10 protein-coding genes and 1 pseudogene are annotated in these 13,795 nt (G+C 51.4%); 7 read left to right on the top strand and 4 right to left on the bottom strand.

What is annotated here, in order from left to right:
• Positions 1 to 78 precede the first annotated feature (78 nt).
• Positions 79 to 1,086: a PorP/SprF family type IX secretion system membrane protein gene (locus WJU16_RS12115; RefSeq protein WP_341838567.1), complete on the top strand. Its 1,008-nt coding sequence runs from the start codon at positions 79 to 81 to the stop codon at positions 1,084 to 1,086.
• Positions 1,087 to 1,118: 32 nt separating this feature from the next.
• On the top strand, positions 1,119 to 3,122 hold the full coding sequence (locus WJU16_RS12110) for an OmpA family protein (protein ID WP_341838566.1): 2,004 nt from the start codon (positions 1,119 to 1,121) through the stop codon (positions 3,120 to 3,122).
• Between the two features lie 179 nt (positions 3,123 to 3,301).
• On the opposite strand, the gene WJU16_RS12105 is transcribed toward WJU16_RS12110, so the two are convergent.
• Entirely contained in the window at positions 3,302 to 3,796 is a 495-nt protein-coding gene (locus WJU16_RS12105) for a hypothetical protein (RefSeq protein ID WP_341838565.1), read from the bottom strand.
• A 340-nt stretch (positions 3,797 to 4,136) separates the two neighbouring features.
• Here WJU16_RS12105 and WJU16_RS12100 point away from each other — a divergent pair, with 340 nt between their 5' ends.
• Complete coding sequence (locus WJU16_RS12100) at positions 4,137 to 5,060, top strand: PfkB family carbohydrate kinase (protein WP_341838564.1); 924 nt, start codon at positions 4,137 to 4,139, stop codon at positions 5,058 to 5,060.
• Positions 5,061 to 5,130: 70 nt separating this feature from the next.
• Here the strand turns inward: WJU16_RS12100 and WJU16_RS12095 are convergent, their stop codons facing one another.
• On the bottom strand, positions 5,131 to 5,928 hold the full coding sequence (locus tag WJU16_RS12095; protein WP_341838563.1) for a S1/P1 nuclease: 798 nt from the start codon (positions 5,926 to 5,928) through the stop codon (positions 5,131 to 5,133).
• A 93-nt stretch (positions 5,929 to 6,021) separates the two neighbouring features.
• Here WJU16_RS12095 and uvrB point away from each other — a divergent pair, with 93 nt between their 5' ends.
• The 4 genes and pseudogenes from uvrB to WJU16_RS26090 all read left to right on the top strand — a co-directional run bounded on the left by uvrB (position 6,022) and on the right by WJU16_RS26090 (position 11,980).
• On the top strand, positions 6,022 to 8,070 hold the full coding sequence (gene uvrB / locus WJU16_RS12090; RefSeq protein ID WP_341838562.1) for an excinuclease ABC subunit UvrB: 2,049 nt from the start codon (positions 6,022 to 6,024) through the stop codon (positions 8,068 to 8,070).
• Between the two features lie 415 nt (positions 8,071 to 8,485).
• On the top strand, positions 8,486 to 9,874 hold the full coding sequence (locus WJU16_RS12085) for an ammonium transporter (RefSeq protein WP_341838561.1): 1,389 nt from the start codon (positions 8,486 to 8,488) through the stop codon (positions 9,872 to 9,874).
• A gap of 217 nt (positions 9,875 to 10,091) precedes the next feature.
• Complete coding sequence (locus WJU16_RS12080) at positions 10,092 to 11,141, top strand: porin (protein ID WP_341838560.1); 1,050 nt, start codon at positions 10,092 to 10,094, stop codon at positions 11,139 to 11,141.
• A 177-nt stretch (positions 11,142 to 11,318) separates the two neighbouring features.
• Positions 11,319 to 11,980 (top strand): annotated as a pseudogene (locus WJU16_RS26090) (DUF2461 domain-containing protein).
• 95 nt (positions 11,981 to 12,075) lie between these two features.
• On the opposite strand, the gene WJU16_RS12065 reads toward WJU16_RS26090, so the two are convergent.
• Together WJU16_RS12065 and WJU16_RS12060 are read right to left on the bottom strand one after the other, a co-directional pair.
• Positions 12,076 to 12,327: a hypothetical protein gene (locus WJU16_RS12065; RefSeq protein ID WP_298707914.1), complete on the bottom strand. Its 252-nt coding sequence runs from the start codon at positions 12,325 to 12,327 to the stop codon at positions 12,076 to 12,078.
• Positions 12,328 to 12,804: 477 nt separating this feature from the next.
• Entirely contained in the window at positions 12,805 to 13,794 is a 990-nt protein-coding gene (locus WJU16_RS12060) for an aspartate-semialdehyde dehydrogenase (RefSeq protein WP_341838557.1), read from the bottom strand.
• Position 13,795: the final 1 nt, after the last annotated feature.

Below are 13,795 nucleotides of genomic sequence, written 5' to 3'. Positions count from 1 at the left end.
TAGGTAAAGCAAAAAAATCATCTGCCGGAACGAAGTGAATGCTTCGTTCCGGCTATCAAAAACGAAAAACACGTTCCTATGAAGAATAAAATTTTAGTGGCATTGCTCGCGGTTTGCGGAAGTTTACAGTCTGCCAGCGCCCAGGTAGACCCGCACTTTTCACAGTATTACGCCTATCCGCTGTTCCTGAATCCGGCGATGGCAGGTGTAATCGACGGAGACTACCGGTTGAGCGGCAACTACCGCAACCAATGGGCGAACTTCGGTGATCCCTTTTCCACCGGCGGTGTTTCGTTTGATGCGCCTACCGCCAAGAACGTGGGCCTGGGTATCACCGCGCTCAACATGCGGGCCGGTTCGGCGGGGTTCAATTACTTCAATGCCATGGCTACTGTTTCGTATAGTGGTGTGAAAATGGGCCGGAACAACACCACCCAGCTGGTGGCGGGCGTTCAGGCAGGCGTGATCAGCCGCAGGGTGGATCAGTCCAAATTCCAGATGGGCAGCCAGTACAACCCGGTAAGCGGCTTCGATCCCAATATTCCCACCGGCGAATCGCTACGGGCTACTTCTTCGACTGTGTTCGACGCCAACGTTGGCCTGCTGCTGTTCGATGGTAACCCCAATCACAAATTCAATCCCTTTATCGGTATAGCAGGTGCGCACCTTACCCAGCCGCAGGATCCATTTGTGGCGGAGAACGACGAAACGAAATCGTTGCCCGTCCGTTATACGGTACACGGCGGTTCGCGTATCCAGGTGAATGAAATGATCGGCCTTACGCCACACGCCCTGTACATGCGCCAGGGAAATGCGGAAGAAACCGTTGCGGGCATCTATTCCCAGATCCGCGTAAACCTCGAATTTGATCTGCTGGTAGGCGCCAACTATCGTTTCAATGACGCCGTGATCCCTTTCGCAGGGTTTCATTATAAGAACTTCACGCTGGGCCTCAGCTACGACGCCAATGCATCCAATCTTCGCAAACTCGCCAGCGGCAGCAACGCTTTTGAAGTGTCGCTTTCGTTCATCGGGCGCAAACGGAGAATCCTCGAACCGGAATATTTCATCTGCCCCAGGTTATAATACCCGGTCAGTCACACCAAATGATGCGCATTATGAAAAAATTTACCTTCATATGTATTTTGACTTTGACAGGATTGCTCACGCACCTGCAGGCACAGTACATCTATGATTACAAACGTACGGCAGATCAGTATTTCGAGCAGAAAGACTATTACTCCGCAGCACAGTACTACAGCAAGGCGCTTGGCACCTTTAGCGTGAAACCCGGGGAATACCGTCCATACCAGGTGGAACGCAGCGGTAAGAAAAAAGAACAGAAACTGAAGGATTATGAGCAGGTAGTATACCGCCTGGCGGAATCTTACCGCATGTACAACGATTTCGGCAGCGCGGAGAAGTATTACGCTGAAGCTGTGACCTTTGATACCTCACTTTTCCCTATGGCGCGGTACTGGTATGGCGTTACCATCCGCGCGAATGCGAAGAAGTCGGAAGATTATGAGCGCGCCCTCGAGCAGTTTACCGCCTTCCGGCAGGGGTACAAGGCGTACGACGATTTTTCGAAAAGAGCCGACCTGGAAATCAGGAATTGCGAATTCGCGATCGAAGAAATGAAATATCCGCCGCGGTACGAAGTCGTGAAAGTTTCAGGGAATATCAATCAGGGCGGCGCCAACTACGCCATCGTGCCGGTTTCAGATAATACGGTGTATTTCACGTCGTCGCGGCCGGATTCGGTATTGATGGCGAAGAAGTCGAACCCTTTTATTAACACGTTGTACATGGCCACGGGCAATAATGCCAGCTATGAAAGCCGGGAGAAGGTTTCCATTCCTACAGACAAAGGCATTGAACAAGGCGCCGCAGCGATCACGCCCGACGGCAATACGCTTTTCCTCACCCGCTGGAACAGTAAAGACGGCGCGAAGAAATCGACTATCTACCGTAGCATCCGCAGCGGAGCGGGGTGGACGGAGCCCCAACCCCTCGATGCCTCCATCAATGTAGCGGGCTACAGCGCCAAAGAACCTTCTATCTCCTCCGACGGTAAATACTTCCTTTTCGTGTCCGACCGCTCCGGCGGCAAAGGAGGATTCGATATCTGGTACGCCTCCATCGGCAATGGCGGCACCCTCAGCGCCCCCCAGAACATCGGCAATACGATCAACTCCGACGGCGACGAAAGCTCGCCCTTCTACGACCCCGGTAAACAAACCCTCATTTTCAGCACCAACGGCCGCGTAGGCTTTGGTGGACAAGACTTCTATTCCTCCAAATCCGCCGGCAACTTCGGCGGGTGGAGCGCCCCCGAAAACCTCGGTTACCCCATCAACTCCGCCAAAGACGATCAATATTACACCGGCCTTTCTCCGGATAAAGCCCTTAACAAAGGCTTTATCAGCTCCGACAGGGAGTCTGTTTGCTGCCTCGAAATCTTCGCCGTGAAAAGAAAAGCCAAAATGGCCGGCGGGATGGTCCTCGACTGCGAAACCAATAAACCCCTCGCAGGCGCTAAAATCACGCTGCTCGACAGCACCCAGCGAAACGTGCTGGAAACGCAAACCACGGGCATGGGCGGCAATTACATGTTCGAAATCGAAATGAACAAGAAGTATAAAGTGCTGATCGAGAAGGAAAACTACTTCTCCAAGAACTTCAATTTCAACTCGGAACAGCTGACCATGGTGGATTCCATGATGAACCCCACCGTTTGCCTGAAACGATTCGAGATTAACAAACCCATCGTACTGAACGATATCTATTACGATTACAACAAAGCCACCCTGCGGCCGGAGTCCAAAGTCATCCTGGATTCCCTCTACTTCCTGCTGCTGGATAACCCGAAAATGGAAATCGAACTGGGCGCGCATACCGACAGCAAAGGCACGGATGCTTACAACCTCAAGTTGTCGAACGCCCGCGCCAAGTCCTGTGTGGATTACCTCCTCAGCAAAGGCATTGAAGAGAAACGCATTGTGAGCAAGGGCTATGGCGAAACGCGCCCCGTTGCGCCGAATACCCTGCCCAACGGCGCCGACAACCCCGACGGCCGGCAAGCCAACCGCCGCACGGAATTTAAGGTGCTACGAAACTGACAACCATACGGTAATAAATCTGTTCTGCATGGGAAATCTTTCCCGCCTGGAACCATATCCTATTCATATACGACCTGGAGCCGGCCTTTTGGCCGGCTTTTCTTTTGGCCAACAGGGGGGAATAAAAAAAGCTGCCCCGCAAAGTGGAACAGCTTACATCCATCTATCAACTAAAAAAGTTATTTGGTGATATTGCTGCCGATGTTGGCGGTAGCGATAGCGGAATCCTGCCCCTGGGAGCCCTGCAGGGAAATCCGTGCAAACGCGTTGACGGCGATGATACTGTCGTAATTGAATTTGCGGGTGGCATTCTCGCCGGCGATCACTTCCTTGATACGCCTGTTCACCAGTACCGGAGTGCCAGTGGTTTGGCTGGTCACGGAACCGAAATTAATGAGGGTATCTGTGGGGGCAGCGGTGATGGCGCCACGGAAAAACGTAAAATTATACTTAACGCCCATCTGCGATTTGTTGATTTGCATGTAGACGTCGAAAGTGGTGTCGGTGATTTCCGCGATGGTCAGGTAGCCGTTTGTGACATTATCTTTATCTACCAGGTTGATGTTCTGAAAGCGGTAGACCTTTTTAGGCGTGTCGTCTTTCGTGCAGGAAGCCAGTGTGGTGCCGATGATCGCCATTGCAGCAATTCCTTTCCAGATATGTTTTACGAACATGTGTTGCATGATTTCCGTCAAAGATATAATAAGTTTGCTTGTTTGTGGGTGAAACGGGCGCCTCCGTCCAAAAGTTACATCCGCGCCAAAATCGCACCTTATTCAAGAGAAATCATCGGTTTTGGCCTGTTTTTAGCGGGCAACAGGGCTTTTCCGGGAATCCCGGATGTTCCGGATATCGCTGGACACGGGGCGTAACCGGGCCATCACGATCGCGGAACGGTCTATGACGTTACAGGTATGATCCTTATCCGGCCGGGGCGGTGGAAGAAAATAAAGGCTGAATAGGGCCGAATGGTTTACATTTGCTCCGTTTTCAAACCTCTAATTCAAGCATCACATGTCTCTTACCGTAGTAGGTACCATGGCGTTCGACGATATCGAAACGCCGTTCGGTAAATCAGATAAAATCGTCGGCGGTTCCGCTTCGTTCATCGCCTGGGCCGCTTCCAACTTCGTTCAGCCTGTTAACCAGGTGTCCGTTATCGGCGGGGATTTCCCGCAGGAAGAACTGGATGCCCTCACTGCCAGAGGCGTTGCCATGGACGGTGTGCAGGTGAAGAAAGACGAAAAATCATTTTACTGGGCCGGCCGTTATCATCTTGATATGAACTCCCGCGATACCCTCGTAACAGACCTGAACGTGCTGGCTGATTTCCAGCCCGTGATCCCCGACAGCTACCAGGGCAGCGAATTCCTCATTCTCGGCAACCTCACCCCGCAGGTGCAGATGAGCGTTATCAACCAGATGAAAACGCGCCCCAAACTCATCGTAATGGATACGATGAACTTCTGGATGGACGTGGCGCTGGAAGATCTCCTCAAAACCATCAAAATGGTGGATGTACTCATGATCAACGATTCTGAGGCTCGCCAGCTCACCGGTGAATATTCCCTCGTGAAAGCCGCGAAGAAAGTCCTCACCATGGGCCCCCGCTTCCTGATCATCAAGAAAGGCGAGCACGGCGCCATGCTGTTCCACGAAAACCACGTGTTCTTCGCACCCGCATTGCCGCTGGAAGATGTATACGACCCCACCGGCGCCGGCGACACCTTCGCAGGAGGTTTCATGGGCCACCTGGCTAAAACGAAAGATATCTCCTTCGAAAACATGAAAACTGCCATCATCGTAGGTTCGGCCATGGCATCGTTCTGCGTGGAGAAATTCGGCGCAGCCCGCCTCCGCGAAATCACCAAAGAAGACATCACCACCCGCCTCGAACAATTCGTGCAACTGGTGAACTTCGATATCGATCTCGTTTAGTACATTTCTTGATATGAAAAAAGCGGTCCTGGTTTTGCCGGGCCGCTTTTTTTATGCCGTTTTTACGGATTTACGCGAAGATTTCGTTGAGGATTTTTGCCAGGCGGACGCCGCCTTTTTGCAACTGGTCGTTGAGGTCTTCCACGAACAGGAAGTTGTAACGATAGCTCAGTTTGTCGCCGGGGCGGGTGCGGTCGTAGATTTTGTCGCTCAGCACATGCGATTCCCACATCCAGTCGGCGATGCTGCCGCTGCGGATCTGTTGGGTATGGGCAGGGGTGAGCACACGGTGGAGGATATGGGCGTATTCGGTATAGCTGTATTGCTGGAAATCGATCAGGTGCTCGTCCCACACGCGGTGGAGGTTGGTGGGGCGGTCGAACCAGGAAACCTGGATCTTGTTGCCGCCAATGTCTTCGTCGCGCCCGACGTGCAGCGGCATATGCATGTCGCCGATCATATGCACAAGGAAGGAGAGCGTGAACTTTTGCTGTCCAGGTGTGGTTTTGGGGTTTTTAAGCTGTGCGATCATCGCCTGCGTTTGGCTGTAGAGATTTTCGCCTTTGGCTTCGGCCATAATACGGTCGAATTCCGCGCGGGAGCAATGGCCGGGAAAGTCGAGGTAATGCCAGGGGGAAGTATGGTTGTACCGGCCGGTGGTGTCTGATTTGATGAAGTCGGGCCAGTTGGCGATCATGGCGAGGGTTTCATTGCCGATGATTTTCCGGATGCCTGCTTTCGCTTTGGCGCTGAGATGGAAGGAGGCGAGCTCCGCTACTACCCGGTGGCCGGTAGGGCCGTAAGCCTGTGCCGGTTGCAGTGGAAGAAGGGCACTCATCAGCAGTAGCATGGTTAAAACCGTTTTCATGTCCGTTTAATTTGTCGAAATTTGAAGGCGAAGTTCGGTCATTCCCCCATAATATCCGAAATTCGTTGACCCGCCAGTTAAAACGGAAAATGTATGCCTTTCAAATTACAAGCACCCTATAAGCCCTCGGGCGATCAGCCCACTGCCATTGCCCAGCTCACCGAAGGGCTGCAAGACGGTGAGCCCGCACAAACTTTGCTGGGCGTTACCGGCTCGGGAAAGACCTTCACCGTTGCCAACGTCATCCAGAACGTGCAGAAGCCCACTTTGGTGCTGACACATAATAAAACCCTCGTAGCCCAGCTCTACGGGGAATTCAAACAGTTCTTCCCCGAAAACGCGGTGGAGTACTTCGTGAGCTATTACGATTATTACCAGCCCGAGGCATATATGCCCGTGAGCGACACCTATATCGAAAAAGACCTCGCCATCAACGAAGAACTGGATAAACTCCGCCTCCGCGCTACGTCGAACCTGCTTTCCGGCCGGCGCGACATCATCGTGGTAGCCTCCGTGTCCTGTATTTACGGTATGGGTAACCCCACCGACTTCGAGAATGGTATCATCCGGATATTTAAAGGCCAGCAAATCGGGCGGAATACGATGCTGCACGGACTGGTAAACGCCCTCTACTCCCGCACCACCGGCGATTTCAACCGGGGGAACTTCCGGGTGCAGGGCGATACGGTGGATATTAACCTGCCGTATGTCGATTACGGCTACCGGATTACCTTCTTCGGCGACGAAATCGAGGAGATTGAGAGTTTCGACGTGCAGAACGGGAAGCGCATCGGCACGATGGACACCGCCGCCATCTTCCCCGCCAACCTGTACATCGCCCCGAAAGACGCCATGGTGCAGATTCTCCACGAGATCCAGGACGAACTGGCCGCACAGTTGGAATATTTCAAGCGGGAAGGGAAGCTCATCGAAGCCCAGCGCCTCGCCGAGCGTGTAAACTACGACGTGGAGATGATACGGGAACTGGGTTATTGCTCCGGCATCGAAAACTACTCCCGCTTCCTGGACCGGCGCGTGCCCGGCACACGCCCCTTCTGCCTGCTCGACTATTTCCCCAAAGACTTCCTCCTGGTGATCGACGAAAGCCATGTAACCATCCCGCAGGTGAGCGGCATGTACGGCGGCGACCGCTCCCGGAAACTGACGCTGGTGGATTACGGCTTCCGCCTGCCCTCCGCGCTCGACAACCGGCCGCTGAATTTCCATGAATTCGAAAGCCTGCTTAACCAGACCATCTACGTGAGCGCCACTCCCGGAGAATACGAGCTGCGGCAAACAGAAGGCGTTGTCGTGGAACAGATCGTGCGCCCCACCGGCCTGCTCGATCCACCGATCGAGGTGCGGCCAAGCAAGAACCAGGTAGACGATCTGCTGGACGAAATCGACAAAACCGTGAAAAAAGGCGACCGTGTGCTGGTGACGACACTCACAAAGCGGATGGCGGAGGAGATGGACAAGTACCTGCACCGTATTAATATTAAGTCGCGGTACATACATAGTGAAGTGGATACGCTGGAGCGGGTGGAGATCCTGCGGGATCTGCGCCTGGGTAATATAGACGTGCTGGTGGGGGTGAACCTGCTCCGGGAAGGCCTCGACTTGCCCGAGGTGTCGCTGGTGGCGATCCTGGATGCGGATAAAGAAGGATTCCTGCGCGACGAGCGCTCCCTGACGCAGACTTCCGGCCGCGCGGCGCGGAATGTGGACGGAAGGGTGATTTTTTACGCCGATAAGATCACGGACAGCATGCAGCGGACGATCGACGAAACCGATCGCAGGCGCGAGAAGCAGCGGAAGCACAACGAAGAGAACGGGATTGTGCCGAAAACCGTGCGGAAGTCGAAGGAGCAGATATTGGGGCAGACATCTGTGTTGGAGATCCGGCATTTCGACGAATCGTCGCCATATGCGGTGCATGATGAGATGGCAGTGGTGGCGGATGAGGGTAAAGTGTTCAATGCCAACACGGTACAAAGCATTCCGCAGATGGAGAAGAGTATTGCTAAGGTGAAGAAGGATATGGAGAAAGCGGCGAAAGACCTGGACTTTATGGAGGCGGCGCGGTTACGTGACCAGATGTTTGCGATGCAGCAGGAGCTGGAGAATATGAAGCGGAATTAGTTGCTAAAACAAATATATCAACATAGAATTAATTATAATATGACTATGGGGGTTGTACGGTTTTTCATCAAACAGTACAATCGCTTTTTATATTTAAAAATATGACCAGTAAAGCTTTGTAGCCTTTTTTTCATTTTTGCAGTAGCACATTCGTACCGGGAAATTAGAATTTCGTCATTGTACGCTAAAAATCTTTGTAATGGTTTGTAATACAGTTTGTTAACACGTGCTTTATCTTCCCTTTTCTCCCTCAAATTATCGAAAAAATAAATATTATATAGTAAAATATTTTAATGTGATTGCGGTGAAGGCCGGATAATCCGAAGATTTTTCAATGTTTTCCATTTTTAGGGCGTTCTATTTGAGGTTTTAAATCACCTGCCTACTTTTATTGAGAATTTTAAAATGAAACGCTATGAAGAAAATTTCATTTCAGGATTATCTGCCCTTTATCGTTTTGGCCGGACTTGCCATAATTGGCATTTTTTTACCGACCCCGACCACTTTTGCTGATGCCAGCAAGTATAATTTCGCAGATGTCGCCTGGATCCTGGTAGCCACCTCCCTGGTATTTTTGATGACCCCCGGTTTGTCCTTCTTCTACGGAGGCATGGTGAACCGAAAGAACGTCATCTCTACCATGATGCAAAGCTTCATCGCCACCGGCCTGATCAGCATTATCTGGGTAGTGGTAGGCTTCAGCCTGGCATTCGGTGAATCCCAGAACGGTATCATCGGAGATCCTTCGACGTTCTTTTTCTTTAAAGGCGTTCCGGACGGGCCGGCCTGGGGAACTATTCCCATGATGCTGTTCGCCCTGTTCCAACTCAAGTTTGCCGTGATCACCCCGGCGCTGGTAGTAGGCGCGGTAGCGGAGCGTATCCGTTTTACCTCCTACGTCCTCTTTATGGTGATGTTCTCCCTCCTGGTGTATGCGCCCATCGCGCACTGGACCTGGCATTCTGAAGGCATCCTCTTTAAACTCGGCGTGCTCGACTTCGCCGGTGGTACCGTAGTACACATTTCCGCGGGTTGCGCGGCCCTCGCAGGCGCCCTGGTGCTCCGCCGCCGGAAAGACCATATCGCCAAGAAAGAACTGACCCCCGCCAACGTACCTTTTGTACTGCTGGGTACCGGTCTGCTCTGGTTCGGTTGGTTCGGCTTCAATGCTGGTTCTTCCCTCGGCGCCAACGCCCTGGCCGTGACCGCTTTCGCCGCTACCAATACCGCTACCGCCGCCGCTGGTCTTTCCTGGATCTTCTTCGATGTGATCCGTGGCCGTAAACCTTCGGTACTCGGATTCTGTATCGGCGCCGTGGTTGGTCTTGTAGCCATCACTCCCGCCGCAGGTTATGTAGGCGTTCCGCAATCGCTGTTCATCGGTTTTGTTGCGGCTATCGTTTCCAACCTTGTCGTACACTTCAAAAACAAATCTTCCATCGACGATACGCTGGACGTATTCCCCTGCCATGGCGTAGGTGGTATGACCGGTATGCTGCTGACAGGCGTTTTCGCCTCCCAGGCCATCAATCCCGCCATCACGGAAAACGGTTGGGCTTACGGCAACTTCAGCCTGTTCTACAAACAAACCCTCGGCCTGTTGCTGGTAGTAGGTTACAGCTTCGCGGTATCCTGGGCCATCTTCAAGTTCATCAACTACGTTCATCCGCTCCGCGTGTCTGACGAAGAAGAAGAACTCGGCCTGGACGTTACCCAGCACAACGAAATGTACCATCCCAACATGATGAGCATTAGCAGCAACGGCACGCTCACAGAAGAAGAAACCGGTATCCAGCACGGATAATTTTATCAACCTTGATCTGATCGATCCCTTCGCAATAGTTAGTTAATATTCTCTTTTTTGAAAAACCGGACGTTGTTCGTCGTCGTGGCCCGCAGGCCATGACGACGGGCGATCCGGGTGAGTTTTGCCCCAGCAGCATCGTGTACCTGAATCAGCACCCAAACAAAGCAGCGGAACCCTTTATCATTTTATTAACCAAAATTTTAAAATTCCAATAATGAGAAAAAGTTTATTCGCGCTCCTGGCTGTCTTTTCGATTGTGCCTGCCCTCGCACAGGATTCTACACGCCTCCTCCCCGTAGGTTTTAAATTGTCCGGCTCTGCCGATGTATATTATAAATACAACTTCAACAAAAACGTTACCGACAATAAGACCAGTTTCACCGGTTCCCACAATTCCTTTGAGCTGAACATGCTTTCGCTTAAACTGGAAAGCACTTTCAAGAACGTAGGCATGGTGGCGGATATCGGCTTCGGAAAGCGTGCGGAAGATTTTTCGTACAACGACGATAAAACAAGACTGGCGATCAAGCAGCTGTTTGTTGCCTTTGCCCCTACCGACTGGCTGAAGTTCTCCATGGGTTCGTACAGCACCCACGTAGGTTACGAGCTGGTAGACGCATACGCGAACCGCAACTACAGCATGTCATATATGTTTTCCTATGGCCCTTTCTTCCACACCGGGGTAAAGGCGGATATGACGTTCGGCTCGCACAGCCTTATGGTGGGCGTGTTCAACCCGACCGACTTTAAATCCGCTACCTGGGGTGGGATCAAGTTCATCGGCGCGCAATATGGATTTGCCCCGGCGGAGGTTCCTTTCAAGTTTTACCTGAACTACATCGGCGGCCGCGATACTTTCCAGACCCGCAACGACCAGCTGGACGCGGTGATAACCTATCAGCTGACGCCCAAGTTCGGCCTGGGGTACAACGGCACCTACAGCATGTACAAAAACGGCGTGAACACCAATTGGTACGGCTCGGCGCTTTACCTGAATTACGACCCCACCGAAAGCCTGGGGCTCACTTTGCGCGGGGAGTATTTCTCCGACAAGGATAATATCAAAGTATACGGCGACAAGACCGAATATCCCGAAGGTGGCAGCATCTTCGCTGTAACGCTGTCTGGCCAGTACAAGGTAGGTGGCTTCACGCTGATCCCGGAGTTCAGGCTGGATCACGGTTCGAAGGATATATTCACCAAGGCGGACGCGCCGAAGGCCAATTCCGCCAATGTGCTGCTGGCGGCGATCTATAAGTTTTAAGGAATCCTAATCACAGGCTCATATAATAAGGTTTAACCGAACCGTTATGCTTAGGGGCCGGTTGTTTCAGCCGGCCCTATTTTATTTTCCGGCCCATTGCGGCGGGAGCGAGAAAATTTCCCCGGGTTTACCGGGGTTTTTTATATCTTTTCTCCCCCAAAAAACGGGCTATCAATTATGCTGCAACGTTCCACATTGAAATTCCTGAAAGACCTCAAGCTCAACAACAATAAGGTTTGGTTCGATGAAAACAGGGCTTCGTACCTCCAGGCGAAGGAGGATTTCGAAAGCCTGGTACAGCAGGTCATCGACGGTTTGGCCCGGATGGACCCGGGGATGGAAGGGCTTACCGTAAAGGAGTGCGTTTTCCGGATATATAAAGATGTCCGTTTCTCGAAAGACAAGACGCCCTATAAAGCGAACATGGGGGCTTCCTTTTCAAAAGGGGGCAAGAAGAGCCCGTTGGCGGGTTTTTATTTCCACCTGGAGCCCGGAGGGCATAGCTTCGCCGGTGGCGGACTTTGGATGCCGGCGCCTCCCGCATTGAAAAAGTTCGTCAGGAAATAGATTACAACTTCGCGGAATTTCAGCGAATCGTTGGCGCGAAAGATTTTATCCGCCTGTTCGGAAAAGTAAATGGCGACTCGTTGAAAACCGCGCCTCAGGGGTATCATGAAGATAATCCCGCTATCGCATATCTGAAACTGAAAAGCTGGGTAGTGACTACTCATGTCAGCGACGAGGCGGCTACCCAACCAACGCTCGTTCGCGATGTGCTCCGCATCTTTTCGGCGATGCAACCATTCATCGGATTTCTGAATGCCGCGCAGGACGAATAACCATCTTTCCCCGCCCTGCTAGTTACCGGAGAAGTCCTTGTGGGGTACAAGCGCTTCCGGCAACTAGGCTGCTGCAACAAAATAGAGACAGTAAATCAATTCTTATGTATCAAAAACTCAAATGGGCGCGATTTACGGTTCTTTAACAAATTTTCCTTGTCTATCCTCGTTTCCGCGAAGCGCTGATTATACACATTCGCCACTTCAATGATCGGAATAATTCCGTCCATTGTATCCTTTTGATCTACAATGTTCATGATGCGGGAAACCTGCGAGGAAAAGTTCGTGCTCCATTCTTCGGTAAACTTATGCATTAACAAAAGTTCACGATTTGCGTTGGTTTTCATAGGACAAAAAGGGTGTTTAATTTGATAGAATAGTTTTCATGGATAATACAGATAATGAATTTATTAGCATAGGATTGTAATGTCAAAGGTGAATTATATCCCCCACAAATCTATACTACTTCCGTGTAGTTTTTAATCCAAAGTGCATTAACAAAAAATGATGAAAGCAGGTACAGTCAACGCATTGCGCGTTTCGTTAATAGAGTCGACAGTATTCGTGTATGCCTCGTCGTAGTGTGACGGGGAAGTGAATTTAAATGAAAAAAATGCAATTTCCAAATGTTCAACCGTGTAATGAGTTGAATATAAGTGACACATGGCAGCGTTATGCGTGTAGATGAATGATAATGAATGAAAATCGGTAAAATATTATTTTTTGTTAATGACTTGAACTGCAAGATGATAGCAGTCCGGGCATAAAAAAGAACGGCGCGGAGTGTGCCGCGCCGTTGTGGATAACTATTGGAAAAGACTTGATTACAACCAGTTCTTACCGCTCAGGTATTCCGCGATTTGTACAGCGTTTGTTGCCGCACCTTTACGCAGGTTGTCTGCCACGATCCAAAGGTTCAATGTATTCGCCTGTGTTTCGTCGCGGCGGATGCGGCCTACAAATACTTCGTCTTTGTCATGTGCATCCTTCGGCATGGGATATTGCGCTTTCGCAGGATCGTCTACCACAATCAAACCCGGCGTTGCAGCAAGGATGCTGCGTACTTCCGAAAGATCGAAATCTTTGTCGAACTCGATGTTCACGCTTTCGCTATGTCCGCCCATTACCGGAATGCGCACGGTAGTAGCCGTAACTTTTACTTTCTCGTCGCCCATGATCTTCACGGTTTCTTTCACCATTTTCATTTCTTCCTTGGTGTAACCGTTTTCGGTAAACACGTCGATCTGCGGAATTACGTTCAGGTCGATGGGATAGGCATATGCCATTTCTCCTTCAATACCCTGGCGCTCGTTCATGAGCTGGGTCACGGCTTTTACGCCGGTGCCGGTTACGGATTGATAAGTGGACACCACTACGCGGTTGATACCATATTTATCGTGGAGCGGTTTCAGTACCAGCACCATTTGAATAGTCGAACAGTTAGGATTCGCGATGATTTTATCTTCCTTCGTGAGCGCGTCTGCATTCACTTCGGGAACCACCAGCTTCTTGGTGGGATCCATGCGCCAGGCGGAAGAGTTGTCGATCACGGTGATGCCTGCTTCCGCGAACCTCGGCGCCCACTCCAGAGAAGTACTGCCGCCGGCGGAGAAGATGGCTACGTTCGGTTTCATGCCAATAGCCGTATCTGCGGTTACCACTTTGTACGGCTTACCCTTATACACTACTTCCTTACCAACAGATTTTTCGGAAGCGACAGGGATCAGTTCCGTCACAGGGAAATTCCTTTCCGCGAGTACTTGCAACATTTTGGAGCCTACCAGTCCGGTGGCGCCTACTACGGCTACTTTCATG

Origin of the sequence: Chitinophaga pollutisoli, assembly GCF_038396755.1 — a bacterium.
Taxonomy (GTDB): domain Bacteria; phylum Bacteroidota; class Bacteroidia; order Chitinophagales; family Chitinophagaceae; genus Chitinophaga; species Chitinophaga pollutisoli.
Note: the sequence above shows the minus strand (reverse complement) of the source record. Positions and strands in the feature narration are given on the sequence as shown.

What these genes read in the sequence shown, in the direction of transcription:
- WJU16_RS12115 (WP_341838567.1), top strand. Translation starts at nt 79, where the DNA reads ATGAAGAATAAAATTTTAGTGGCATTGCTCGCGGTTTGCGGAAGTTTA.
- WJU16_RS12110 (WP_341838566.1), top strand. Translation starts at nt 1,119, where the DNA reads ATGAAAAAATTTACCTTCATATGTATTTTGACTTTGACAGGATTGCTC.
- WJU16_RS12105 (WP_341838565.1), bottom strand. Translation starts at nt 3,796, where the DNA reads ATGTTCGTAAAACATATCTGGAAAGGAATTGCTGCAATGGCGATCATC.
- WJU16_RS12100 (WP_341838564.1), top strand. Translation starts at nt 4,137, where the DNA reads ATGTCTCTTACCGTAGTAGGTACCATGGCGTTCGACGATATCGAAACG.
- WJU16_RS12095 (WP_341838563.1), bottom strand. Translation starts at nt 5,928, where the DNA reads ATGAAAACGGTTTTAACCATGCTACTGCTGATGAGTGCCCTTCTTCCA.
- uvrB (WP_341838562.1), top strand. Translation starts at nt 6,022, where the DNA reads ATGCCTTTCAAATTACAAGCACCCTATAAGCCCTCGGGCGATCAGCCC.
- WJU16_RS12085 (WP_341838561.1), top strand. Translation starts at nt 8,486, where the DNA reads ATGAAGAAAATTTCATTTCAGGATTATCTGCCCTTTATCGTTTTGGCC.
- WJU16_RS12080 (WP_341838560.1), top strand. Translation starts at nt 10,092, where the DNA reads ATGAGAAAAAGTTTATTCGCGCTCCTGGCTGTCTTTTCGATTGTGCCT.
- WJU16_RS12065 (WP_298707914.1), bottom strand. Translation starts at nt 12,327, where the DNA reads ATGAAAACCAACGCAAATCGTGAACTTTTGTTAATGCATAAGTTTACC.
- WJU16_RS12060 (WP_341838557.1), bottom strand. Translation starts at nt 13,794, where the DNA reads ATGAAAGTAGCCGTAGTAGGCGCCACCGGACTGGTAGGCTCCAAAATG.